The 23,372-nt window shown below is 68.2% G+C and carries 19 protein-coding genes; 7 read left to right on the top strand and 12 right to left on the bottom strand.

Going from position 1 to position 23,372, the window contains the following annotated elements; all coding sequences use genetic code 11:
- Positions 1-18: 18 nt before the first annotated feature.
- Positions 19-1,995 carry a UvrD-helicase domain-containing protein gene (locus CR919_RS07415; protein WP_099819465.1) on the bottom strand — a complete coding sequence of 659 codons (1,977 nt, stop codon included), beginning with the start codon at positions 1,993-1,995 and terminating at the stop codon, positions 19-21.
- A gap of 102 nt (positions 1,996-2,097) precedes the next feature.
- Here CR919_RS07415 and CR919_RS07410 point away from each other — a divergent pair, with 102 nt between their 5' ends.
- Together CR919_RS07410 and CR919_RS07405 are read left to right on the top strand one after the other, a co-directional pair.
- Positions 2,098-2,718, top strand: coding sequence for a thymidine kinase (locus CR919_RS07410; RefSeq protein WP_099819678.1), 621 nt, complete (start codon positions 2,098-2,100; stop codon positions 2,716-2,718).
- Positions 2,719-2,721: 3 nt separating this feature from the next.
- Positions 2,722-3,519: a sel1 repeat family protein gene (locus CR919_RS07405; RefSeq protein WP_243379974.1), complete on the top strand. Its 798-nt coding sequence runs from the start codon at positions 2,722-2,724 to the stop codon at positions 3,517-3,519.
- Between the two features lie 39 nt (positions 3,520-3,558).
- On the opposite strand, the gene CR919_RS07400 is transcribed toward CR919_RS07405, so the two are convergent.
- The 6 genes from CR919_RS07400 to CR919_RS07375 all read right to left on the bottom strand — a co-directional run bounded on the left by CR919_RS07400 (position 3,559) and on the right by CR919_RS07375 (position 10,698).
- Positions 3,559-5,163, bottom strand: coding sequence for a glucan biosynthesis protein D (locus CR919_RS07400; RefSeq protein ID WP_099819463.1), 1,605 nt, complete (start codon positions 5,161-5,163; stop codon positions 3,559-3,561).
- Positions 5,164-5,211: 48 nt separating this feature from the next.
- Entirely contained in the window at positions 5,212-7,677 is a 2,466-nt protein-coding gene (locus CR919_RS07395) for a serine/threonine-protein kinase (RefSeq protein ID WP_099819462.1), read from the bottom strand.
- A gap of 18 nt (positions 7,678-7,695) precedes the next feature.
- Positions 7,696-8,262 carry an ECF-type sigma factor gene (locus tag CR919_RS07390; protein ID WP_099819461.1) on the bottom strand — a complete coding sequence of 189 codons (567 nt, stop codon included), beginning with the start codon at positions 8,260-8,262 and terminating at the stop codon, positions 7,696-7,698.
- Positions 8,263-8,331: 69 nt separating this feature from the next.
- Entirely contained in the window at positions 8,332-9,144 is an 813-nt protein-coding gene (gene mutM, locus CR919_RS07385; RefSeq protein ID WP_099819460.1) for a bifunctional DNA-formamidopyrimidine glycosylase/DNA-(apurinic or apyrimidinic site) lyase, read from the bottom strand.
- A gap of 19 nt (positions 9,145-9,163) precedes the next feature.
- Complete coding sequence (locus tag CR919_RS07380) at positions 9,164-9,499, bottom strand: EF-hand domain-containing protein (RefSeq protein WP_099819459.1); 336 nt, start codon at positions 9,497-9,499, stop codon at positions 9,164-9,166.
- Positions 9,496-10,698: a fatty acid desaturase gene (locus CR919_RS07375; protein ID WP_099819458.1), complete on the bottom strand. Its 1,203-nt coding sequence runs from the start codon at positions 10,696-10,698 to the stop codon at positions 9,496-9,498. Before CR919_RS07375 ends, CR919_RS07380 begins: the two co-directional genes overlap by 4 nt.
- 215 nt (positions 10,699-10,913) lie before the next feature.
- Here CR919_RS07375 and CR919_RS07370 point away from each other — a divergent pair, with 215 nt between their 5' ends.
- Entirely contained in the window at positions 10,914-11,672 is a 759-nt protein-coding gene (locus CR919_RS07370; protein ID WP_243379997.1) for an ATP-binding cassette domain-containing protein, read from the top strand.
- Between the two features lie 129 nt (positions 11,673-11,801).
- Here the strand turns inward: CR919_RS07370 and CR919_RS07365 are convergent, their stop codons facing one another.
- Both CR919_RS07365 and CR919_RS07360 read right to left on the bottom strand, forming a co-directional pair.
- Positions 11,802-13,001, bottom strand: a complete 1,200-nt coding sequence (locus tag CR919_RS07365) for a DUF4785 domain-containing protein (RefSeq protein ID WP_099819677.1) — start codon at positions 12,999-13,001, stop codon at positions 11,802-11,804.
- Positions 13,002-13,012: 11 nt separating this feature from the next.
- Entirely contained in the window at positions 13,013-13,891 is an 879-nt protein-coding gene (locus CR919_RS07360) for a hypothetical protein (protein WP_099819456.1), read from the bottom strand.
- Between the two features lie 233 nt (positions 13,892-14,124).
- Between CR919_RS07360 and CR919_RS07355 the strand changes: the two genes are divergently transcribed.
- Positions 14,125-14,964 (top strand): phosphatase PAP2 family protein, encoded by an 840-nt coding sequence (locus CR919_RS07355; RefSeq protein WP_099819455.1) that lies wholly within the window; start codon positions 14,125-14,127, stop codon positions 14,962-14,964.
- A gap of 132 nt (positions 14,965-15,096) precedes the next feature.
- On the opposite strand, the gene CR919_RS07350 is transcribed toward CR919_RS07355, so the two are convergent.
- Positions 15,097-17,367 carry a TonB-dependent receptor gene (locus CR919_RS07350; RefSeq protein ID WP_099819454.1) on the bottom strand — a complete coding sequence of 757 codons (2,271 nt, stop codon included), beginning with the start codon at positions 17,365-17,367 and terminating at the stop codon, positions 15,097-15,099.
- Positions 17,368-17,526: 159 nt separating this feature from the next.
- On the opposite strand from CR919_RS07350, the gene CR919_RS07345 reads away from it, so the two are divergent.
- Together CR919_RS07345 and CR919_RS07340 are read left to right on the top strand one after the other, a co-directional pair.
- Positions 17,527-18,531: a TIGR00266 family protein gene (locus CR919_RS07345; protein ID WP_099819453.1), complete on the top strand. Its 1,005-nt coding sequence runs from the start codon at positions 17,527-17,529 to the stop codon at positions 18,529-18,531.
- Between the two features lie 211 nt (positions 18,532-18,742).
- Entirely contained in the window at positions 18,743-19,735 is a 993-nt protein-coding gene (locus tag CR919_RS07340) for a patatin-like phospholipase family protein (protein ID WP_099819676.1), read from the top strand.
- Between the two features lie 27 nt (positions 19,736-19,762).
- Here CR919_RS07340 and CR919_RS07335 read toward each other — a convergent pair whose 3' ends face one another.
- Complete coding sequence (locus tag CR919_RS07335; protein ID WP_099819452.1) at positions 19,763-21,766, bottom strand: hypothetical protein; 2,004 nt, start codon at positions 21,764-21,766, stop codon at positions 19,763-19,765.
- A gap of 103 nt (positions 21,767-21,869) precedes the next feature.
- Positions 21,870-22,352 carry an Lrp/AsnC family transcriptional regulator gene (locus CR919_RS07330; protein ID WP_025875473.1) on the bottom strand — a complete coding sequence of 161 codons (483 nt, stop codon included), beginning with the start codon at positions 22,350-22,352 and terminating at the stop codon, positions 21,870-21,872.
- Between the two features lie 125 nt (positions 22,353-22,477).
- Between CR919_RS07330 and phhA the strand changes: the two genes are divergently transcribed.
- On the top strand, positions 22,478-23,371 hold the full coding sequence (phhA, locus tag CR919_RS07325; RefSeq protein WP_059063088.1) for a phenylalanine 4-monooxygenase: 894 nt from the start codon (positions 22,478-22,480) through the stop codon (positions 23,369-23,371).
- The last annotated feature ends 1 nt before the right edge of the window (position 23,372 follow it).

Below are 23,372 nucleotides of genomic sequence, written 5' to 3'. Positions count from 1 at the left end.
GGCTGCGCCGTTCGCCGGTCAATCGAACAACGCCTCGATCGCCGCCAACCCCGCCGTCGCCCGTTCCTTCTTCCGCGCCGCATCCGCCACCGGATCCGCGCCATCGCGCTGGATCTCCTCGGCCGGAATCTCGTCGAAGAAGCGGCTCGGCTTCAACCGCACGTGCTCGCCGAACTTGCGGGTCAGCTTGCTGTAGCTCATCCACAGCTGGATCTTGGCGCGGGTGATGCCCACGTACAGCAGGCGCCGCTCTTCCTGCAGATTGCCCTCGTCCAGGCTGACCTGGTGCGGCAGCACGCCATCCTCGCAGCCGACGATGAACACGTACGGGAATTCAAGGCCCTTGGAGGCGTGCATGGTCATCATCCGCACCTGGTTGCCACCCTCGTCCTTGTCACTGCGCGACAACAGCGCCAGCTGGCCGGCCAGATCGGCAGCAGTGGCGCCACGCGGGCCACCCTCGAACCACTGCGCCAGCTCTTCGATGTTGTTGGCACGACGCTGGTAGCTGGCTTCTTCCTTGGCCTGCTGGCGCAGCTCGCTGAGCAGGCCCGATTCCTTGGCCACCTTGCGGATCATGTCGCCGGAGCTGATCTGTCGCGTCTGCGCACGCAGGTCACGCAGGATGTCGGTGAAGCGCGCCAGGCTGTTGGCCGCGCGCGGTGGCAGCTGCTGCAGCGCGCCGATCGCTTCGGCGGCCTGCGCCATCGGCATGTCCTTTTCCGAGGCCAGTTCGGCCAGCTTGGCCAGGGTGCCGGCGCCGACCTCGCGCTTGGGCGACTGCACCGCACGCAGGAAGGCGGTGTCATCGTCCGGGTTCACCAGCAGCCGCAGCCACGCCAGCGTGTCCTTCACTTCCTGGCGCTCCAGGAACATCGTGCCGCCGGTCAGGTGGTAGGGGATACGCAGCAGCTGCATCGCCTTTTCCAGCGGACGCGACTGGAAGTTGCCGCGGAACAGGATGCAGAAATCGCTCCACGGCACGTTGCGCGTCTGCGCCACGAACGCAATCTCGGCGGCGACTTTCTCGGCCTCGTGTTCGCTGTTGCGGCACTCCCACACGCGGATGCGCTCGCCATCGGCCTGGTCGCTCCACAGCTTCTTCAGGTGTTCGTGCGGATTGTTGGCGATCAGCGCATTGGCCGCGCGCAGGACGCGGTTGGAACACCGGTAGTTCTGCTCCAGCTTGATGATTTCCAGGGCCGGGTAATCGCGCCCCATCTGCTGCAGGTTTTCCGGGTTGGCGCCACGCCAGGCGTAGATCGACTGGTCGTCATCGCCCACGCAGGTGAAGTTGCCCTTGTCACCGGCCAGCTGCTTGAGCAGGCGGTACTGGGCATCGTTGGTGTCCTGGCATTCGTCGACCAGCAGGTAGCCGATGCGTTCGCGCCAGGCCAGCGCGATGTCCGGGTTCTCTTCCAGGATCTGCACCGGCAGCCGGATCAGGTCATCGAAATCGACGGCGTTGAACGCGCTCAGGCGCAACTGGTAGCGCTCGTAGATGCCGGCCGCTTCCTTTTCACGATTGCTGCGCGCAGCGGCCATCGCCTGCTCCGGCGACAGTCCGGCGTTCTTGGCGCGCGACACCAGGTTCTTCATGTCCTCGATGTCGTCGGGCTTGGCGCCGTACATCAGGTCCTTGATCTGCGCGGCCGCGTCATCGGCATCGAAGATCGAGAAACCGCGCTTGAGCCCGACCGCGGCATGCTCGATCTGCAGGAATTTCAGGCCCAGCGCATGGAAGGTGCAGATGGTCACTTCATCGGCATCCTGCTCGCGCAGGCGTTTGGCCACGCGCTCGCGCATTTCCTTGGCCGACTTGTTGGTGAAGGTGATCGCGGCGATGCGCTTGGCCGGGTAGCGGCCACAGCCGATCAGGTGGGCGATCTTCTCCACGATCACGCGCGTCTTGCCACTGCCGGCGCCGGCGAGCACCAGCAGCGGTCCTTCGATGTGGAGGACGGCGGCAGCTTGGGGGGGATTGAGACCGTGCATTGGGTGGGGATTGTAGCGGGCGTTGATGGCAGCCACAGCCGCCGGCCGGTGGGCTTGCTGAACGGCTTCGGCCGGTGCCGGGTGGCGTCGTACAATCGGCCGATGGCCAAGCTCTATTTCTACTATTCGGCGATGAACGCCGGCAAGACCACCACCCTGCTGCAGAGCGCGCACAACTACCGCGAGCGCGGCATGCGCGTGGCGATCCTGACCCCGCGCCTGGACGACCGTGCCGGCGCGGGCGTGGTCGCCTCGCGGATCGGCCTGCGCGCCGACGGCATGGCCTTCGAACGCGACACCGACCTGCAGCAGTGGGTCACGCAGGATCTGCAGGCCAACGGGCCGCTGGGCTGCGTGCTGGTGGACGAGGCACAGTTCCTCAGCCGCAGTCAGGTCTGGCAGCTCAGCGAGGTGGTCGACCAGTTGCGCATCCCGGTGCTGTGCTATGGCCTGCGCACCGATTTCCGCGGCGAGTTGTTCGAGGGCAGCCAGTACCTGCTGGCCTGGGCCGACGAGATGCAGGAGATCAAGACGATCTGCCACAGCGGCAAGAAGGCGACCATGACCGTGCGCGTGGACGAGCACGGCCATGCCGTGCAGGACGGCCCGCAGGTGGAGATCGGCGGCAACGAGCGCTACGTCTCGGTCAGCCGCGCCGAGTTCAAGAAGATCACCCGGGGCGAGGGCCGTATCGATCCGGCGCAGGCACCGCTGCCGCTGTAGGGCGTGACGTCCAGCCGTTTACAAGTAGACGGCTACGTGCCTAGGCTGCGGCAACGTCTGCTGCCGAACTGGATGTCCGCCATGCGTTCCGCCCTGCTGTTGATGCCGCTGTTGTTGCTGCCTGTACTTGCCGTCGCCTCCGGCCAGGCGCCCGCCGCTCCGCTGGATGATGCCGCACTGCTGGGCGCCGGATTTCTGGACGGACATCCAGACATGAAATTCCGGCAGTGGGGCATGGATGCGCTGCACCGCGGCGATGCCGAAGCGGCGATGGACAACTTCCGCAAGGCGGCCCGCTATGCCGACAAGCCTGCGCAGGGCCTGCTGGGCGAGATGTACTGGTACGGTGTCAAACGTGCTGCCGACCCGGTCATGGCCTTTGCGTGGATGGATGTCGCAGCCGAGCGCGGATACCCGTTGATGCTCGAGCTGCGCGACAAGTACTGGGCAGCGCTGCCGTTGGAGCAGCACGATATCGCGCGTGCGCAGGCGCTGCGGCTGCGCGATGAGTACGGCGATGCGGCGGCTCGCCCACGCCTGGCCGCGGAACTGCAGCGGGGCAAGCGTGCGATGACGGGGAGCCGGACCGGCTCGTTGTCCAACAACGTGGACATCGTCTACATGGATGGAGGCGTAAGCCGAACCATCAAAGCCGATCGCCTCTACGATCCCACGTACTGGGATCCAGACCGGTATCAGCGGTGGCAAGACGAGAACTGGATGAAGATCCGTCGCGGCACCGTGGAAGTCGGCCTGCCGACCCAGACGCCACCTCCAGCGCCCATCGACGGCAAGCCGTGACCCAGCGGTGCCGGCGGCCAGCCGGCACCCTGCATCCACTCAGTACAGCGTGCGCTCCGGCGCACCGGCCGGCGGCGGGGTGTACTGGTACAGCCAGGTTTCGGTGAGGGTCTTGCCGCCACTGCGCAGGTACAGGCGGATGTCGATCTGATCGGTGCTGCCCTCCGGCGGCACCAGGTCGAACATCGCGCGGTAGCCCTTGATCTCGCGCAACGGCCGCGCCGAGACGATCTCCACCCGGCCACGGCTGGTTTCGACAACCGCTTCGACGTCGGCCTTGTCGATCAGGCCGGCCAGTTCGCCGCCTTCGAAGTCCACCGCGAAACGCCACGAGAAATACTCCCGCTTCTTGCCGATCACTCCGCCCAGACCGGTTCGGCTGGCCACGCAGTGGGCCAGCGGCGTATGCGCCGGCGGCTGTGCGCCCCAGTACAGCCGGTAGCCGACCAGCAGTTCCTGGCCCGGCTGCGGCTTTTCCTTCGGGTTCCAGAAGGCCACGATGTTGTCGAAGGTTTCATCGACAGTGGGAATCTCCACCAGCTGCACCGAGCCCTCGCCCCAGTCGCCCTTCGGCTCCACCCACAGGCACGGGCGCTTCTCGTAGAACACGCCGTCGTCCTGGTAGTGATCGAAGTTGCGGTCACGCTGCAGCAGGCCGAAGCCACGCGGATTGCGGTCGACGAACATGTTGAAGCGCAGGTTGCGCGGGTTCAGCAGCGGCCGCCAGATCCATTCGCCAGCGCCGGTCCACAACGACAGGCCGTCGGTATCGTGGATCTCCGGGCGCCAGTCCCAGCCCATGCGGCGGTCGTTCTCGCCTACCTGGTACATGCTGGTGCAGGGCGCGATGCCGAGGCGTTCGATCGCCTTGCGCGGGTACAGCGCGCTGTCGATGTCCATCAGCAGCACGTCGCCGTTGGTGACGGCGAAGCGGTAGGCACCGGCCACGCTGGGCGAATCCAGCAGCGCGTAGACGATGATGGTGTCCGAGTCGGCCGCAGGTTGTTCCAGGTAATAGGCGATGAAGTCCGGGAATTCCTCCGGCTTGCCCATGCCGGTGTCGATGGCCAGGCCGCGCGCGGACTGGCCGTACTGGCCTTCCTTGCCCACGGCGCGGAAGTAGCTGGCCCCCAGGAACGCGGCGAAATCTCGGTCGGTGTCCTTGCGCGTGTTCAGTCGGAACCCGGCAAAGCCGAGGTCGGCCGGCAGCTCGCCGTTCTTCAACCCGCTCTTGCCGTAGTTGAACGCGGCGCCGTCATAGGCCAGTTCCTGCGCCTTGCCGTCGACCACGTCGTACATGCGCACGGGCGAATGGAAGTACAGGCCCAGATGGAAGAACTTGGCCTGGAATTTTCCCGGCTGGTCGGCCCACAGGGCATGGTCCTGGCGGTAGCCGATCGACTGGTACTGATCCCAGTCCAGCGCCTCCAGCTTGCCCGGCAGCACCCGCTTGTGGCTCTGGTACGGCGCCTGTGCCAGCGCGCGCGCCTGCCCCTTCAGGGCGGCGAAATCGAACGGCTGCGGCTGGCCAAGCCGGCGCAGCCCAAGCTGGCCACTCCTGCTGGCCGCGCAGGCCGGCAGTGACGGCAGGCCGAAGGCGGCCAGGGCCAGGGAGGCATTGCGGATGAAGTCGCGTCGTTGCATGCAGGCGCGGGAGCAAAGGGAAGGTCGGCCATCATAGGCAGACAAACGTTAACGGGCAGCGGTGGAATCGATGCGCTGTTCAGCCTGTGCCAATGCCGCGATGCGCGCATCGAGCTCCTGCAGGGCCGGCGCCTGTGGCCCGCGCTGGGCCAGCAGCAGCTGTCGTGCCTCGGCCAGCACGCTGCGGGCCTGTGCGGTCTGGCCGGCCTCCTGCAGGGCCTGCCCCTGCGCCAGCAGTGCCTGCGGCAGCAAGGCGACGTGGTCCGGCTGGCGCCAGATCGCCACCGCGCGGGCGTAGTGCGCCGCCGCTGCCGAGGGGTCGTCGCTGGCGCTGGCCCACTTGCCGAGGGCGAACTCGCCGTAGCCGATCTCACGATGATCCGGGCCCAGGGCGCCGAGCAGCTGTGCCTGCACCTGCCGCAGTTCCTGGCCGGCCAGCGTGCGCTGGCCGCGCTGCAGGGCCAGCAGCGCGCGTGCGCGGCGTACCACCAGCGCCTCCGGGTGGCGCGGTCCCCATGCATCCTGCGCTGCCTGCCAGGCCAGCTCCAGCTCGGCCGCTGCCGCCTTGGTGTCGCCCTGGCGGGCCAGCACATCGCCCAGTTGCCGGTGCAGGCTGATCACCTGCGGGCTGCTGGCGTCGGCGCGCTGGCCGAGCAGGGCCAGCGCCTGCCGGTACCCGGCCAGCGCAGCCGGCAGGCGCCCGGCGGTGGCGTCCAGCGCGGCCAGATCGGCCAGTGATTCAGCACGCCCGAAGCGCTCGACCATCCCCTGGTGGCGCAGCGCCAGCGCCTGCTGGAACGAGCGGCGCGCCGCCTCGGCGTCACCCAGCTGGGCCTGGCACCGCCCCAGCTGGCTGTGGAATTCGGCCACGGCCGCCGGCAAGGCCGCCGCCTCGCTGGCCGCCAGCGGTTGCAGCGGCTGCAGGTGCGCCAGGCACTCGCGCGCGCGGCCGAGCATGCGCAACGCGCGCCCGCGCTGGGTCACCGCCTCGATCTGCAGCGCTGGCGGCACCTCGCCCACCGCCTGCAGCAGCCGGCGCTGCTGGTCCAGCGTCTGCAGCGCCAGCTGGTAATCGCCCAGGCCGATGCGCAGGCGGCCGATCACCCCCTGCAGCTCGGCCAGCGCCAGCGGCTGGTCGGCGAGTTCGGCTTCGCCCCGTTGCTGGCCGGTGGCCAGCAGCTGCGGCACGTCGAAATGGCCGTGGCGCTGGCTGGCCGCCTTGTCGAACAGGCCGACGGTGAAATCCTGCATGGCCTGCGCACGCGCCATTTCCACCCGCGCCTGGCGCGCCTGCCACAGGGCGATGGACGTGGTCAGCAGCAGCGCCAACACCGACAGCGTCGCCAAGGCCACGCCCCAGCGATGGCGGCCAATGTACTTGCGTACCCGGTACCCCACGCCCGGCGGTCGCGCCTGGATCGGCTGCCCCTGCAGGTAGCGGCGCAGGTCGCCGGCCAGCGCTTCGGCCGAGCTGTAGCGCTGCTGCGGATCCTTCTGCAGGGCCTTTTCCAACAGCACGTCCAGATCACCCCGCAATCGCTTCGCCTGCCGCTGCAGGGCGCGTTTCGGCGCTCCGGGCTCGGCGGCCAGCCGTTGCAGCAGCGCCGAGGCACGTGGCGCCTGCACATCCAGGATCGAGCGCTCCCATTCCGCGTCGCTGTGCCGGCGCAGGCGATAGGGCTTGTGCCCGGTGACCACCTCGAACAGCACCACGCCCAGCGAATAGACGTCGGTCAGGGTCGTCACCGCCTCGCCCCGCACCTGTTCCGGCGCGGCGTAGTGCAGGGTGAAAGCGCGGATTTCGGTGGCCGGATGGGCCGCGTTCGGATCGTCGTGGTCGAGCAGCTTGGCGATGCCGAAGTCGAGCAGTTTCACCGTGCCATCGGCGCGTACCAGGATGTTGGAGGGCTTCAGGTCGCGGTGCACCACCAGGTTCGCATGCGCATGGCTGACCACCGCGCAGACCTGCAGCATCAGCTGCAGACGCGCTTCCAGCGGCGGTTGCAGGCGCCGGCAGTAGTCACTGATCGGCTCGCCTTCCACGTAATCCAGCGCCAGGTAGGGCTGCCCGTGCTGGTCCACCCCGGCGTCCAGCAGTTGTGCCAGATGCGGGTGCTGCAGGCGGGCCAGGATCTGCCGCTCGCGGCCGAAGCGTTGACGCAGGCCGGGATCGGCGACGCCACTGCGCAGCAGCTTCAGTGCGACCTGGCGCTGGTACAGGCCATCGCAGCGCTCGGCCAGCCAGACCTCGCCCATGCCACCTTCACCGAGCGGGTGCAGCAGCCGATAGGGCCCGACCTCGCTGCCGGCACGGCCCGGCGGTGGCGCGGTCCATAACGGCTGGGCCATGAACTCGTGGCTGTCGGCTTCCTGCTGCAGCAGGTGTTCCAGCTCGCGTCCCAGCGTCGGGTCCTGCGCGCTCAAGCGCTGCAGGCGCAGCTGGCGGGCGGCGGGTGCCAGCTCCAGCAGCTGGTCCAGCCAGGACGACAATTGCTGCCAGCGGGCGGTATCCATGATGTGGGTGGCGGCGACTCAGTCGCTGCGCATCGCGGCCAGCAGGAACAGCCGTGCTTTCTGCCAGTCACGGCGGATGCTGCGTTCCGAGCGCTGGCTAAGCTCGGCGATCTCCAGCTCCGACAGCCCGGCGAAATAGCGCAGTTCCACCACCTTGGCCAGGTGCGCATCGACGGCCTGCAGGCGTTCCAACGCCACGTCCAGGGCCAGCAGATCCTCGTCCAGGCGTATGCCGCTGCTGCTGTTCTCGGGAATCTCGGCCACCCGCTTGAGGTCGCCACCGCGCTTGCGCGCCAAGCGGTTGCGCGCGTAATCGACGACCACGCTGCGCATTGACGATGCGGCGTAGGCGAAGAAGTGCGAACGGTCCTCGAAACGCGCCGCACCGCGGCTGCCCAACAGCTTCAGGTAAGACTCGTGGACCAGCGAGGTCGCATCCAGGGTGCGCCCCTGCTGCCCGGCCAACTGCCGCCGGGCCATGCTGTGCAGCTCCTGGTACAGGGTGGTCAGCACGCGGTCGAGCGCGGCACGGTCGCCGCCGCGCGCAGCATCCAGCCAGACAGTGATATCCGGGCCCTCGTCCATCGCCAACGCTCCCCCGCAGCGGATGTCGGCTGGACTATAGCGCTGCGCGTGTGCAGCGCATGAAGACGTTCAGCGCTGGCAGCGGCTGCACCACACGCTTGCGCGCTGGCCGATCATCGCGTGCTTGAGCGGGCGGCCGCAGCTGGGGCACGGCAGGCCATCGCGGCCATACACCAGCAGCTCCTGCTCGAAGTAGCCGGGGGCGCCGTCGGGGCTGATGAAATCGCGCAGGGTGGTGCCGCCACGGGTGATGGCGTAGCCCAGCGTTTCCTTCACTGCCGTGGCCAGCCGCCGGTAGCGCTCGCGGGTGACCTTGCCGGCCTCGCGCAGCGGGCTGATGCCGGCCTTGAACAGGCTTTCGGCCGCGTAGATGTTGCCCACGCCGACCACCACCGCCTGGTCCATCAGGAAGGTCTTCACCGGCGCGCTGCGGCCCCGGCTGCGGGCGAACAGGTAGTCGCCGTCGAAGGCTTCATCCAGCGGTTCCGGGCCCAGCCCCTGCAGCAACGGATGGATCTCGCCGGCCGGCTGCCAGAGCAGGCTGCCGAAACGGCGCGGGTCGTTGAAACGCAGTAGGCGGCCGTTGTCCAGGCTGATGTCCACATGGTCGTGGGCGCGCAGCGGGGTGTCGCCGGGCAGCACGCGCAGGCTGCCGGACATGCCCAGGTGCAGCACGGCGCTGCCGATGGCGGTGTCCAGCAGCAGGTACTTGGCGCGGCGGCGCACGTCTTCGATGCGCTGGCCGGGCAGCAGCTCGGCCACTTCCGGCGGGATCGGCCAGCGCAGGTCGGCGCGGCGCAGGATCACCCCATGCACGCGGCGGCCCTGCAGGTGCGGCGCCAGGCCGCGGCGGGTGGTTTCTACTTCGGGCAGTTCGGGCATGGCACGATTCTATGCCCGCTCAGCGTGGTGGTGCAGCCAGTTCGCGCGCATCCAGGAACCCATCGCCGTTGGCGTCCTGCTTGTGGAAGCGCTGCACGATCGTCTGCCGCTGCTGTTCGCGGGTGATGGCCCTGCCCTTGCCGCCGGGCAGCTCGTCGCCACTCAGCACGCCATCGCCGTTGCGATCCATGCGATCGAAGGCGTACAGCATCCACTGCAGGTACTCGGCTTCACTGACCTTGCCGTCGCCGTCGCTGTCCATGCGCTGCAGGTAGCTGGTGGTGTCGCTGACCTGGGCCTGCACGGCAGGCGCCCACACTGCGACCAGCAGCAACACCGTCAGCGCAGCCCTCATCCGCCCACCAGGGTGTAACCCTTCAGTCGCGCGGCATAGGCCTGCAGCGCGGCAATGCCGCTTTCCTCGGCCTCGCGGCACCAGGCCTGCAGTTGACGCAGGCGCTCGGCGGCATCGTGGCCACGTGCTTCCAGCAGCGTTGCCAGGCGCGCGCGGTATTCCACCAGGGTACGGATGCGCGGGCGCTGGGCGACCCATTCGCTGAGCTGCGCGCGGCTGTCCGGCTTCAACCAGCGGCCGTCGTTGACCAGGCCACGGCGCAGCCGGCGCGGCAGCAACCGGCGCAGCTTGGCACCGGCGTACCGTGCTTCCTCGCGCAATGCCGGCATGAACACGTTGCGCTGGTAGTCGGTCATCGCCTGGAAGCGATGCGACAACAGGGCTTTCAGGGTGTCGGCGTCGGGCACGGCGATGTTGGGGCGCACGTCCATCGCCGGCGCCACCCGCAATACCTTGGCCAGGCGCAGGGCTTGCAGCAGGCGGATCGCGCTCCAGCCGATGTCGAACTCCCAGCGCCGCATCGCAAAGCGCGCCGAGCTGGGGAACGCATGGTGGTTGTTGTGCAGTTCCTCGCCGCCAATCCAGAACGCCCACGGCGTCAGGTTGGTGGAGGTGTCGGCCGACTCGTAGTTGCGATAGCCCCACCAGTGGCCCAGGCCATTGACCACGCCGGCGGCCCAGAACGGAATCCACGCCATCTGGATCGCCCACAGGGCGATGCCCGGCAGGCCGAACAGCACCGTGTTGATCGCAAACAGCAGCACCGGGCCGAAGGTGGCATAGGGGGTGTACAGGCGGCGCTCGATGGCGTCGTCCGGCGTGCCGCGCCCGTACTGTTCGATGTCCTCGCGCATGCCGCGTGCTTCGCGGTAGAGCTCCACGCCGCGCCAGAACACCTGGCCGATGCCCCGGGTGACCGGGCTGTGCGGGTCGTCCTCGGTTTCCACCTTGGCGTGGTGCTTGCGATGGATCGCCACCCATTCCTTGGTGATCATCGAGGTGGTCAGCCAGGTCCAGAAGCGGAAGAAGTGCGCGACCACCGGGTGGAAGTCCACGCCCCGATGCGCCTGGCTGCGGTGCAGGTAGAGGGTGACCGAGAAGATCGTGAGCTGGGTGAAGACCAGCAGCACCAGGGCCAGCTGCCACCAGCCCAGGCCAAGCACGCCACCAGTCAGCAGGGACATCAGGGCATCAGGCATGGCGGCTCTCCAGAGCGACACAGGTATGGAAGACATCATGGGCGCTTGCGTTGCAAACTGCACCTTGCACCGCTGGATTGGCAGCGCCATTCCGTGGCTTCGTTCACAGTTGGGGACCCGTGTTGTCGAGCCTTGATCCGCGCATCCGCGCCGTAGACCCTGCCCCATCCGCCGGGGACCTGCCGCCCTTGATCGAACTGGACCGCGCCAGCGTGATGCGCGGCCAGGTGAAGGTCCTGCACGGGCTGAGCCTGCGCATCGCGCAGGGCCAGCACACCGCCCTGCTCGGCCCCAATGGCTGTGGCAAGTCCACCTTCATCAAGCTGATCACCCGCGAGCTGTACCCGCTGGCGCAGGCCGACGGCACGGTGGCGGTGAAGGTGCTGGGGCAGAACCGCTGGCAGGTCGACCGCCTGCGTTCGCAGCTGGGCATCGTCACTGGCGACCTCAGCAGCAACCTGGCCGACATGCCGGGGCTGACGGTGGAGCAGGCGGTGCTGTCGGGGTTCTTCGCCAGCTACATGGTGCCGGCCTTCCGCGAGGTCACCGCCGACATGCGCGGGCGGGTCGGCGAGACCCTGGCGATGACCGGTGCGTCGGGCCTGCGTGAGCGTGCCTACGCCGAATTGTCGGCCGGCGAGACCCGCCGCGTGCTGATCGCCCGTGCGCTGGTCAACCGGCCGCAGGCGCTGCTGCTGGATGAACCCTCCACCGGGCTGGACCTGGTGGCCCGCCAGCAGTTGATCGCCACCATGCGCGTGCTGGCCCAGCAGGGCATCACCCTGGTGCTGGTCACCCATCACATCGAGGAAGTGATTCCCGAGATCGAGCGTGTGGTGCTGCTGCGCGACGGCCGCGTGGTGGCCGATGGCGCGCGCGCCGAGCTGCTGCGCGACGAACCGCTGTCGGCCGTGTTCGGCGGCGCGATCACGGTGGTGGAACAGGAAGGACGGCTGACCGCGTACGCGGGGTGATCGACATGCCACTGTAGAGCCGAGCCTATGCTCGGCTGCTCTTGGCCGCGGGAACGGCAGCCGAGCATAGGCTCGGCTCTACAGAAGACGGTGCAGCGGGCCGGATGTTCCGGCCCGCTGCACCCTTGCTCAGAACCGCAACGCCAGCGCGCGCGACTCGATCGGTGCCATCCGGCTCTGGTCCTGCAGCTGCAGGTCGCGCAGTTCATACGGCGCACCGAAGCCGGCAGGCAACGCGGCCTGGTCGAACGGCAGCACCAGCGCGCCACGGCCCGGGCCATCGAACCACGCTGCAGCATGGGCCTGCGCCACCGGCTGCAACTGGCCGTTGGCCGCGGTGGCATACAGCGTGCCGCGCGCCTCGTAGCGGCCGGCGGCGGCCACCTGCAGCGGCAGGCTGACCTGGCGGCTGGCCGCATCGGGCATGGCCTGGCCGACGAAGCGGGCGGTCGGCCTGGCCACCGCGAAGGCAACCTTGCCATCGCGCAGCACGCCGTCGGCCTGGGCAAACACCTGCAGCTCCCACAGGCCCTGGGTGTTGCTGGCCTCGGCCGGAATCCTTACCTGTGCGCGCAGGCTGCCATCGGTGGTGCGCAGCAGCCGCTGCGGCCAGCTGCGGCCATCGGGTGCGACCAGCAGCGCTTCACCGCCGAGGCTGCCGCGTCGTGCACGCAGCGTCGCCGCGCTGGCCCCGTCTTCCAGCAGACGCGCCTGCAGCTGCACGTTGCCACCGGCCAGCACCTGCGCCTGGCTGGCCTGCACTTCCAACCGCAGCGGGCTGTTGGGCTCCAGCACCTGCACCACGTAGCGGCCCTGCGCCTGCGCGCTCTGCAGCCGGTAAGCGCCAGCTGCGCTGGTGCTACCGGTGCGCAGCATGCTGCTGCCATCGCTGACCGGCATGCCCGCATCCTGCAGCTGGCGTGCATCGACACTGCGCGCAACGCTGCTGCGCCCCGCCGGATCACGCACCTGCAGCGCGCTGGCCGGCAGCGCGCGGGCGCCCGGCGCCGGGCTGAGCTGGATCACCGCATCGGGCGCGCTCAGCGGCAGTTCCAGGCCGCGCTGCAGCTCGGCACCGTCGACCTGCTGCCAGTAGCTGCGGCTGATCGCGGCCTGGGGGCCGGGGGCCTGCAGTGGCTGCGCCGGGTCCAGCGCCCAGGCGAAGGCCAGCGGCGCGTGCTCGCTTTCATCGGCCGGCAGCGGCGCGGCAACCAGGCCGGCGGGAATCTGGTCGCCGGCGGCGACGCGCAGCGGCTGCGCGGCCTGCGCCGATGCGGTGGAAAGGACCGCCAGCACGGCGGTAGCCAGCAGGGTGGAATGGATCGTCATGGTCATCTCCCTCACTGGGTCAGGTCGTTGCGCAGGATGCTGCCGAGGCCGAAGCACTCGCGGCGGCTCTGGTTGTGGCTGAGCGGCTCGGCGCCCTGGGTGCGCGCCTTGTCGGTGAACCACAGGGTGCCGGCCGCCTTCTGGCTGCTGCATTCCAGGAAGCCGTCCGAGCACGATGACAGCCAGTTCTGGGTGAACTCCAGGCCGACATTGGCGGCGTAGCCACCGCAGTAGCTGTTGCTGTCCCACACCGCCGATTCGACATCGCTGCCAACCACTGCGCGGAACGGCTTGGGCAGGGCCGGGCGGCCGGCGGTGCCATACAGGTTCTGCGCGTTGTAGGTGGCCATGTGTCCCACCTGCTGCATGCGCACGGCATCGTTCTTGTAGCCCAGCAGCCAGCCCAGCGAGGTTTCGAAGGTGTTGCCGTTGAGCACCGCGTCGGCCAGCGGCGTACCTGCCGACGAGGGCGCCAGCGCAGTGACCTTGCGCACCCGGTTGATGATCTTCGGGTAGCGGCTGTCGTAGGTGGGGTTGGACAGGATCCAGCGCATCACGTTGCCGCCGTTGGAGTGGGTGATCACCACCAGCTGGGTGATGCCACGGCTGTCGATGAAGCCGGTGAGCTGGTTGGCCAGGCAGCCGGCCGCTTCCGGCTTCCACATGTACTGGGTGAAGTCGCAGTTGATGACCACGTAGTTGCTGCTGTTCGGCATGCCCTGGCGGACGGTGTCGATGATCGCCGGCTGCCAGTAGTCCTGCGTGGCATTGGTCTGCGCGCCGGTGCCATGCACGAAGGCCACGCCGTAGACATCGGCGGCCTGCGCCGGGGCGGTCGCCAACCCCAGAACCAGGGCCAGGACGGTACTTCCTGTTGCGGTGCTGCGCATCGCTTCTCTCCCTTTCAGCGGATCCCCCCGGCCCGGCTGTGACCTGATGCTCATGGCGGCAGCACGTGAAAGTCCGTGCGCTGCGCCCGGATTCAGGAGATTGCCGACACTTGATGACGGTTTTCACCACCCAGCGGCGGACCATGCCGGGTCTGGCCGTATGACCGATGGCCACTGCGGCCGGTGATCGAGGCTGCGATCATGGCCGGCGAGTTTCCTTCCCGAGTCTGCCCATGTCGTCGATCCTCTCCCCTGCCCGTCCACTGCTCGGCCTGGCCATCGCGCTGTCGCTGGCCGGCTGTGCCGCCACCGCCAGCAAGCCGACCGCCGTCGAAGCCAACATCACCACCAAGGCCGTGGGCTACCTGGACAAGACCGCGGTGCCGGCCAGCATCGACCTGGTACCAGCACCACCGGCGGCCGGCTCGGCCGCCTTCGCGCTGGACGAACAGGTCAGCCGTGAAGCCCGTGCGCTGCGCGGCAGCCCGCGCTTCACCCAGGCCGGCGTCGATGCGGAGCTGGGTTTCCCGGAAGGCGCCAACCACTTCTCCTGCGCCGCCGACATTGATGTCGACGCAGTGAAGACCCCGGCCCTGTACCGTCTGCTGGAGCGCAGCCGCATCGACGCCAGCGCTGCCACCAAGGCCGCCAAGAACACCTACAAGCGCCCCCGTCCGTTCATGGTCAACGGCGAGCCGACCTGCTCGCCGAAGGATGAGGAGGGGCTGCGCAGCAACGGTTCCTATCCGTCCGGCCACACCTCGATCGGCTGGGCATGGGCATTGATCCTGTCGGAGATCGCACCGGACCGCGCCGATGCCATCCAGGCACGCGGTCGCAACTACGGCGAGAGCCGCCTGGTGTGCAACGTGCACTGGCAGAGCGACATCCTCGAAGGCCGCTTCATGGGCGCGGCTGCCGTCGCCCGTCTGCATGACAACGCCGCGTTCAACAAGGACCTGCTGGCTGCGCGCAAGGAAATCGCTGCCGCGCGCAAGGCCGGCCTGCATTCCAGCCGTGACTGCGCCACCGAGAACGCGGTGCTGAAGGTGCGCCCGCAGAGCGCGCTGTAAGCCATGCCTCTGTAGAGCCAAGCCATGCTCGGCTCAGAGCAGCCGAGCGCAGGCTCGGCTCTACAGGAAGCAGAAAACAGAAGGGCCGGCATTGCGCCGGCCCTTCTTCATTGCATCACTGCTGCAACCGCATCAGAACTTCGCGGTGAACTCCACGCCCCAGGTACGCGGCTCGTTGAGGAAGCCGGTCAGGTTGTTGAAGTCGATCGCGCCGACCACGCGGGTCTGGTTGGTCAGGTTGCGGCCGAACACGGCCACGTCGTACTGGCCGTAATCCCAGTTGTAGCCCAGGCGCAGGCCACCTTCCAGCGAGCTGCGGCCACGGAACTCCGGCGACTCGTAGATGAAGAAGTTGACCGCACTGCGGTAGGCCCAGTCGGTGTAGGCATACAGCTCGCTGCCATCGCTGAGCGGGAAGCCCACGCGCAGGGTCGCGTTGTGGATCCACTTCGGCGCCTGCGGCAGCGGATTGCCGTTGACCAGGGCGTAGGTGCCGCCATTGATGATGGTGGTCGGGTCGGTGATGGTGCAGCCGCCGCCACAGACCGCCACCGCCAGGTTCTTGTCCTTGATCTCGGTGTCGTTGTAGCTGCTGCCGAAGGTCAGCAGAACGTTGTCGGCCAGGTAGGCTTCCAGGTCCAGCTCGACGCCCTGGCCGATGGTCTTGTCGGCGTTGAGCAGGGTGGCGGTGTTGTTGGTGCCACCCACGGCGATCAGCTGCTGGCCGTCCACGTCGTAGCGGAACACGCTGAAGCCCAGGCGTGCGCGACGCTCGAACAGGTCGGCCTTGATGCCGGCTTCGTACGAGATCACCTTCTCCGAATCGGCCTGCGACAGGCCCGGCGCGAACGCCAGGCGACCCTGGATCGACGGTGCACGGAAGCCCTTGGCCACGCGCGCATAGGCATTGACGTTGTCGGTCAGCTTGTACACGCCGCTGACATCCCAGCTGACGTCGTTGACGTCGGTGTTGGCCAGGTACGGGCCACTGACCGGGGTACCGAACGGCACGGCCTGCAGCACGCTGGCGCTGAAGTCCTTCTTGTCCTGCGTGTAGCGCACGCCGGCACGCAGCTTGAAGCGGTCGGTGACATCGAAGTCGCCCGACGCGAACACCGCCCACGCCTTGTTGCGCTGCTGCTGCACCACGTGGCCGGTCTGCGGATTGCCCGGGGTCAGCGAGTCGTAGTTGAAGTTGTTGATGGTGACGTCTTCATCGAAGTAGAAGACGCCGGCCTGCCAGTCGAAGCGGCCCCATTCGTTGGATTCCACGCGGAATTCCTGGGTCCACTGGCGGTGGTGCGGCAGGCCGTCGGCCGACTCGGACGAGAACGGAATCAGGCCCGGGCCGGAGTTGCCCGCGCCGAGGAACGCTGCGCCGTAGCCACCGTCGATGTCGCCACGGTTGAGCGATTCGGCGGTCTCATAGCCGGTGATCGAATGCAGGGTCACCGAACCGAGGTTCCACTGCAGGCGCGCGCTGCCGCCCCAGGTTTCCAGGTCGGAGAAGTTGACGCCGTCATTGGCGACCTTGTCGCGGTCGAAGTTCTCGACCAGCGCGTTGCCGCCCTTCTCGATGATGTTGGCGCGGAACAGGCGGGCGGTGCCGTTGAGCTTGCGCTTGTGCAGGTTGAACAGCGCTTCGAAATCCTCGCCTTCGTACAGGAACTGCACGCGGCCGGCGGCTTCGTCATAGCCTTCGAAGCCGCTGTTGGGCGCACCGGCACGGGTGTTGTCGACCCAGTCGTCGCGACGCTGGTAGATGGCCGACACGCGTGCGGACCAGCGGTCGGTCAGCGGGCCGCCGTAGGCGCCCTGCACGTTCCAGCTGTTGTAGGTGCCATAGCCCACGCGCACGTAGCCATCGGCATCCTGCGACGGACGCGCCGAATCGAACTTGACCACGCCGGCCGGGGTGTTGCGCCCGAACAGGGTGCCCTGCGGACCGCGCAGCACTTCCACACCGGCCAGGTCGAACAGCGGGAAGCCCTTCAGCAGCGGGCTTTCCTGCACCACATCGTCGTACACCAGCGAGACCGGCTGCGAAGCATTGAGATCGAAATCGGTGTTGCCCAGGCCGCGGATGTAGAAACGCGGGAAGGCACGGCCGTAGGAGGACTCGATGTTGAGGCTCGGCACGCGCGCAGCAAGGAAGCGGATGTCATCGCCCGCCGAACCGAGCACGTCGAGCTTTTCGCCCTGGATCGCGCTGATCGCAACCGGTACGTCCTTGGCGTTCTCGACGCGACGCTGTGCAGTCACCTGCAGCGCATCGAGGGCGACCGGATCCTTGGCGGCGGGGGTTTCCTGAGCGGCTGCTGCCAGCGGCAGCAGGGCGGAAAGAGCGACAACGAGCGGGCGCGCGACCGGAGAGCGGCCACGGGAAGTACGGGTCGGAGACATGGCGGTAGGCTGTGTTTGGAGGGGTGGTAAAACGGCGCTACCAGATAATTGTTGCAATACAGCACCTCCCTCGCAAATGCCGATCGTTCATGGCCGCCTCGCGCGCCGCCGGAAGCTGCCGCTAGACTCGGCGTTTTCCCCCGCAACGGACCTGCTGCGATGACCCAGTGGTACTTCCATGCTCCCGGCCAGGCCGACCGTGTCGGTCCGTTCGACGAGGAGGCCGCGCGCCGCTTCGCCCAGGCCAATCCGCGCGCGCTGGCCTGGTGCCAGGGCATGACAGGGTGGACACCGGTGTCCGAAATCGTCGCCCTGCAGCAGGCCGGCGCCGCCACGGCAGCGCCGCCGCCGATGCCCCCAGCCACGCCCGCAACCGCAACTGCGTCCACCGGCAGCCGTGCCGACCGCATCGACTTCCGCATCGTCGGCCATGAAATGCAGTTCGTGGAAATCGAACTGGACCCCGGCGAGGGTGCGGTGGCCGAGGCCGGCGCGTTGATGTTCAAGGACGCTTCGGTGCAGATGGATACCGTCTTCGGCGGCGGTGCACGCGGTGGCCAAGGCAGCGGTTTCATGGACAAGGTGATGGCCGCCGGCAAGCGCGTGCTGACCGGTGAGAGCCTGTTTGCCACTGTCTACACGCAGACCGGCCAGGGCCGCGGCAAGGTCGCCTTCGCTGCGCCCTATCCCGGTACCGTGCTGGCGATGAAGCTGGACCAGCACGGCGGGCGCCTGATCTGCCAGAAGGACAGCTTCCTGGCCGGCGCGCGCGGCGTGCAGATCGGCGTGCAGTTCCAGCGCAAGATCATGACCGGCCTGTTCGGTGGCGAGGGCTTCATCATGCAGAAGCTGGAGGGCGACGGCTGGGTGTTCATCCATGCCGGCGGCTGCGTGGTCGAGCGTGAGCTGGCCGCCGGCGAACGCCTGGATGTCGATACCGGCTGCATCGTCGCCTACCACCCGACCGTGGACATGGACGTGCGCCGGGTCAAAGGCATCCGAAGCGTGCTGTTCGGTGGCGAGGGCGTGTTCCTGGCCACCCTGACCGGGCCGGGCAAGGTCTGGCTGCAGTCGCTGCCGTTCTCGCGCCTGGCCGGCCGCATGTGGATGGCGGCGCCGCAGGGCGGCGGCAAGAGCCGCGGCGAGAGTTCGCTGCTGGGCTGAGTGGGCCGACGGCCGGACGGCGCGCCGGTTCTGACCGCAGGATATCGGTAGGTGCCGACCTTGGCCGGCACTGGATTGTGCAAGCGCCGGCCAAGGTCGGCATCTACCGCCCGCATTTCATGAATGGGGAGCCGCCCCACCCTGCCCGCCCTGCCACGCCTTCGGTATGCTGGCGCCCTTTCCTGAATCCGGCGCCGCGAGCGCACTGCCGATGAGCCTGTTCCGCCCCCGTGTGCTGCTGTCCGTCGCCCTGCTCGGCCTGCTGGCCGGCTGCGGTGGCGAAGAGGTCCGCCCCACCCCGCCCGCGCAGCCCACCCTGGTGCCGCAGGCCAAGCCGGTGAAGATCGGCATCGCCCTCGGCGGCGGCGCGGCCAAGGGCTTTGCGCATATCGGCGTGATCAAGATGCTCGAGGCCAACGGCTTCGAACCGGTGGTGGTGTCCGGCACCAGTGCCGGCAGCGTGGTCGGCGCGCTGTATGCCAGCGGCATGGACGCCTTCCAGATGCAGAGCAAGGCGGTGGCGCTGGATGAAGCCAGCATCCGCGACGTACGCCTGTTCTCCGGTGGCCTGGTGCAGGGCCAGAAGCTGCAGGACTACGTCAACGAACAGGTGGCCAACCGCCCGGCCGAGCGCCTGAAGAAGCCGTTCGCTGCCGTCGCCACCCAGCTGGAAACCGGCGAGCGCTCGATCTTCGTGCGCGGCAATGTCGGTCAGGCGGTGCGCGCGTCGAGCAGCATCCCCGGCGTGTTCGAACCGGTGAAGATCGGTGGCCGCAACTACATCGACGGCGGCGTGGTCAGCCCTGTGCCGGTGGACGCCGCGCGCCAGCTCGGCGCCGAGTTCGTGATCGCCGTGGACATCTCCAGCAAGGCCAGCGGCAAGGCGCCGACCGGCATGCTCGGCATCGTCAACCAGTCGATCTCGATCATGGGCCAGCGCCTGGGCGAGCAGGAACTGGCACGCGCGGACATCGTGATCCGGCCGAAGGTGCTGGACATCGGCGCGGCCGACTTCAGCCAGCGCGGCACCGCCATCCTGGAAGGCGAGAAGGCCGCGATGGCGGCGATGCCGCAGATCCGCGCCAAGATCCAGCAGATGCAGAAGGCCCGCGCCGCCGCATTGGCACCGGCACCGGTGGCTGCGCCGAAGTGCGACGAGCCTTCGCGCCTGGGCAAGCTGATGGGCCGCAAGGAAAAGTGCTGAAGCGCACTGCCTGAACGACCCAGGCGGTCAGCGCCGCGGCGGTGGATAGCCACTGGCCAGGCGTCGCTGACGGCGCCGCTCGTCGACCGCCCGGTCATGCCGCTGTGCGCTCAGCTGCAACTGCTCCATCGCGTCCCCCGGCAGCCACAGCTGCTGCTGCGCACGGGTGATCGCGACGTAGGCTGCGCGCACCGGGCTGTGCAGCGCGCGCGCATCATGGCCGCTGTCGAAGCAGCACGGCGCCATGGACACCGTGGCGAACTGCAGGTTCTTGGCATGCTGGGCCAGGCACAGCACGATGCTGGCCTCGCCCGCATCGACCAGCTGCCCGAGCAGACGCTGCAGCGCCGCAGCATCGAAGCCACCGGCAAACAGCGCGGGAATGTCCGCCTGTCCACGCTTGGCGCAGACCTGCACGAAGCTTTCCCAGCGTTGTCCGGGGCCGCCAGCGGCGGCGCTGCGCCATGCATCGATCGGACCGTCCACCTCTTTCAACAGCGCCTGCCGCGACGCCGGATGCAGATGCACGCGCGCACCACGCGCAACCAGCGCGTTGGCTTCCAGCAGCATCCGCCACAGGCTGCCGTACAGTCGGGCGCCAGTGCTGGGCACCACCGACCAGTCGTCATAACGGCGCAGGCCGGTGGCGCGGTCGCTGGCCCCCATGAACGGTGCCGGCTCGCCGAGATCGTCCAGTGCCAGCGACTGGTTGACCAGCGCATCGACCTGGCGCCCCTGGCGCACCGACTGGTGCATCTCCAGCGTTTTCGCCGATGACCAGCGCTGTACGCGTCCGCTCAACCGCTGATGCGGATCGCCAAGGCTGACCACGCCGGGCGCGTGGGTGGCCAGCAGCTGTTTCCACGCCGGGCTGAGATCGTGCGCCTCATCGACCAGCACCATGCCCAGCGACACCGGCAGCGGCACGCCACGCAGCGCCAGCCATTTGCCGATATGGCCCGCATCCAACCGCAGGCAGCCGCCCTTCTGCACCACTGCATCGAACATGCAGCGCCAGACGAACTCCGCCGCCGCGATGAACGGCGTGGCTTCCAGCTGCGCTGCGCCCAGCGAGCGCTGGAAGTGCCAGGCCTGCAGGTTCGGCGCTGACGACGCGCACCAGCGGTTGATGGCGTCCAGGGCGATCATCAAGACCTGGTCCGGCCGGCGCGCGCCGATGGCCGGCAGGCCGAGCCGTGCGGCCGCCTCGCGCAAGGTCAGCGTGCTCTGCCGGTAGGTGGGTACGAAGCCGCCGGTCAGGCCGTTGGCGGCGGCATGGCGGGCGATCGTGTTGGCGAACTCGATCTGGGTCAGCAGGCGGGTGCCAGCGTCGGCCGGCAGCCGCGCGCGGAATGCCTCGACCTGGCCACGCGTGGGCGCCACGTAGGTGTAGCGGCCCGGGCGCGCCTGCAGCAGCGCCAGCACCAGATGGCCCTTGCCGGTGCCGGCGTAGGCCTGCAGGTCGATCAGTTCATCGGGATTGGCGGCGATCGCGCGCAGCACGCGTGCCTGTTCGGAGGTGAACAGGCCGTTGTGCTGGGTCGCGTGCGTTGTCTGTCCGTCATCGCCGGCGTCTTCGTCATCGCCTTCGGCCAGTGATGTCGCCGGGAAATGGATGGTGTGCTCTTCCAGGGTGATCCTGCAGGCCGCCTGGAAGTCCGCGCCGGGATACGCGTGCGGCGACGCTGCCAGCACTGTCTCCATCACTTCGTCCGGTGCCAGCAGCACGTCCTGCGCAGCCAGCACACCCAGCCACGCTTCCAGCGCCCGCGCATCCTGTCCAGCGCTGGCCGCCAGCTGCGCCTGCGCAGCAGGGCCATCATCCGCGGCGAACAACGCACAGGCATCGTGCAGCAACCGCTGCAGCTGGGCGGCCGGTTGCTTCTGCCGGCGGCACAGCATGGCCACCAGCAGGCCGGCCTGCTCCAGCGGCGTGTCCGGCTGCGTGCCGTCGGTCAGGTGCCGCAGCAGGCTTTGCTCGCGCAGCGGAAGGAACACCAGGGAAGACGTCGAGGATGGGGTATCAGACATGCCGGAGCCAGAAGGAATCACTGCGCTGCCTGCGTGTTGACGGCCGCCGCGGGGCACGATGCTCGACCAGTGCGCGCGCGCCGTCAAACATCACGGCGCCCGCTCATTCAAGCTGCGACAACGGCAATGCCTGGAAACCCTTGACCGTGCGCAGCACGAAGCTGGAATTGGCGTCGGCCACGCCGCCGGCGTTGAGCAGCCTGTCGAGCAGGAAGCGTGAAAAATGTTCCAGGTCGCGCACATAGACATGCAGCAGGTAGTCCATGTCGCCGGTCAGGGCGTGGCAGGCCACCACTTCATCCCAGGCCTGCACGCTGTCGACGAAGTGCCCGATCGCGGCCTGGTCATGCTTTTCCAGCTGCACGCGCACGAAGGCCTGCAGCCCCAGGCCGAGCCGGCGCGGCTCCAGGCGCGCGCCATAGCCGACGATCACCCCTTCGCTTTCCAGCCGCTGCAGGCGACGCAGGCAGGCCGACGGCGACAGGTTCACCCGTGTCGCCAGCTCGGCGTTGGTGGCGCGACCATCACGCTGGATTTCGGCCAGCAGACGTATATCCGTGCGATCGAACTGGACTTCTCCGGCCATTGTTGCCCCGCAACATGGTGAGTACGCAATGATATTGCGCCAAGGCGGCTGATCCGCGCAACTTTTGCAACCCTGTTGCGCGCCCCCTGCCCTAGCATCAACGGTATCCCGTCAAGGAGTCTTCCATGGACCTCGCCCAGCCCCGCCGCGTCGAACACCAGCAGACCGACAAGGGCTACGTGCCGGTGTACACCACCGCGCTCGTCGAGCAGCCGTGGGACACCTATACCGCCGACGACCACGCTACCTGGAGCACGCTGTACCAGCGCCAGCGCGAGCTGCTGGTCGGCCGCGCCTGCCAGGAATTCCTGGATGCACAGGACGAGATGGGCATGAGCGCGCACATGATTCCGCGCTTCGACCAGCTCAACGAAGTGCTCGGTGCGGCCACCGGCTGGACCCTGGTGGGCGTGGAAGGCCTGCTGCCGGAACTGGATTTCTTCGATCACCTCGCCAACCGCCGTTTCCCGGTCACCTGGTGGATCCGCCGTCCCGACCAGATCGACTACATCGCCGAACCGGATCTGTTCCACGACCTGTTCGGCCACGTGCCGCTGCTGATGAACCCGGTGTTCGCCAACTACATGGAGGCCTACGGCCGTGGTGGCGTCAAAGCGCACGCGATCGGCCCGGAGGCGCTGCAGAACCTGACCCGCCTGTACTGGTACACGGTGGAGTTCGGCCTGATCGATACGCCCGAAGGCATGCGCATCTACGGTGCCGGCATCGTCTCGTCGAAGGGCGAATCGCTGTACTCGCTGGAGTCGGCCGCACCGAACCGCATCGGTTTCGACCTGCAGCGGATCATGCGCACGCGCTACCGCATCGACACGTTCCAGAAGACCTACTTCGTCATCGACAGCTTCGAACAGCTGATGCAGGCGACGTCACCGGACTTCACCCCGATCTATGCCGCGTTGGCCGACCAGGCGCACCTGCCGGCCGGCGATGTGCAGGCTGAGGACCGCGTGTTCCAGGCCGGTACGGGTGAGGGCTGGGCTGATGGTGGGGATGTGTGAG

It is taken from the genome of Stenotrophomonas sp. LMG 10879, assembly GCF_002750935.1.
Lineage (GTDB): Bacteria > Pseudomonadota > Gammaproteobacteria > Xanthomonadales > Xanthomonadaceae > Stenotrophomonas > Stenotrophomonas lactitubi_B.
The sequence above is the reverse complement of the archived record's forward strand: the minus strand, read 5'-3'. Positions and strand labels throughout refer to the sequence as shown.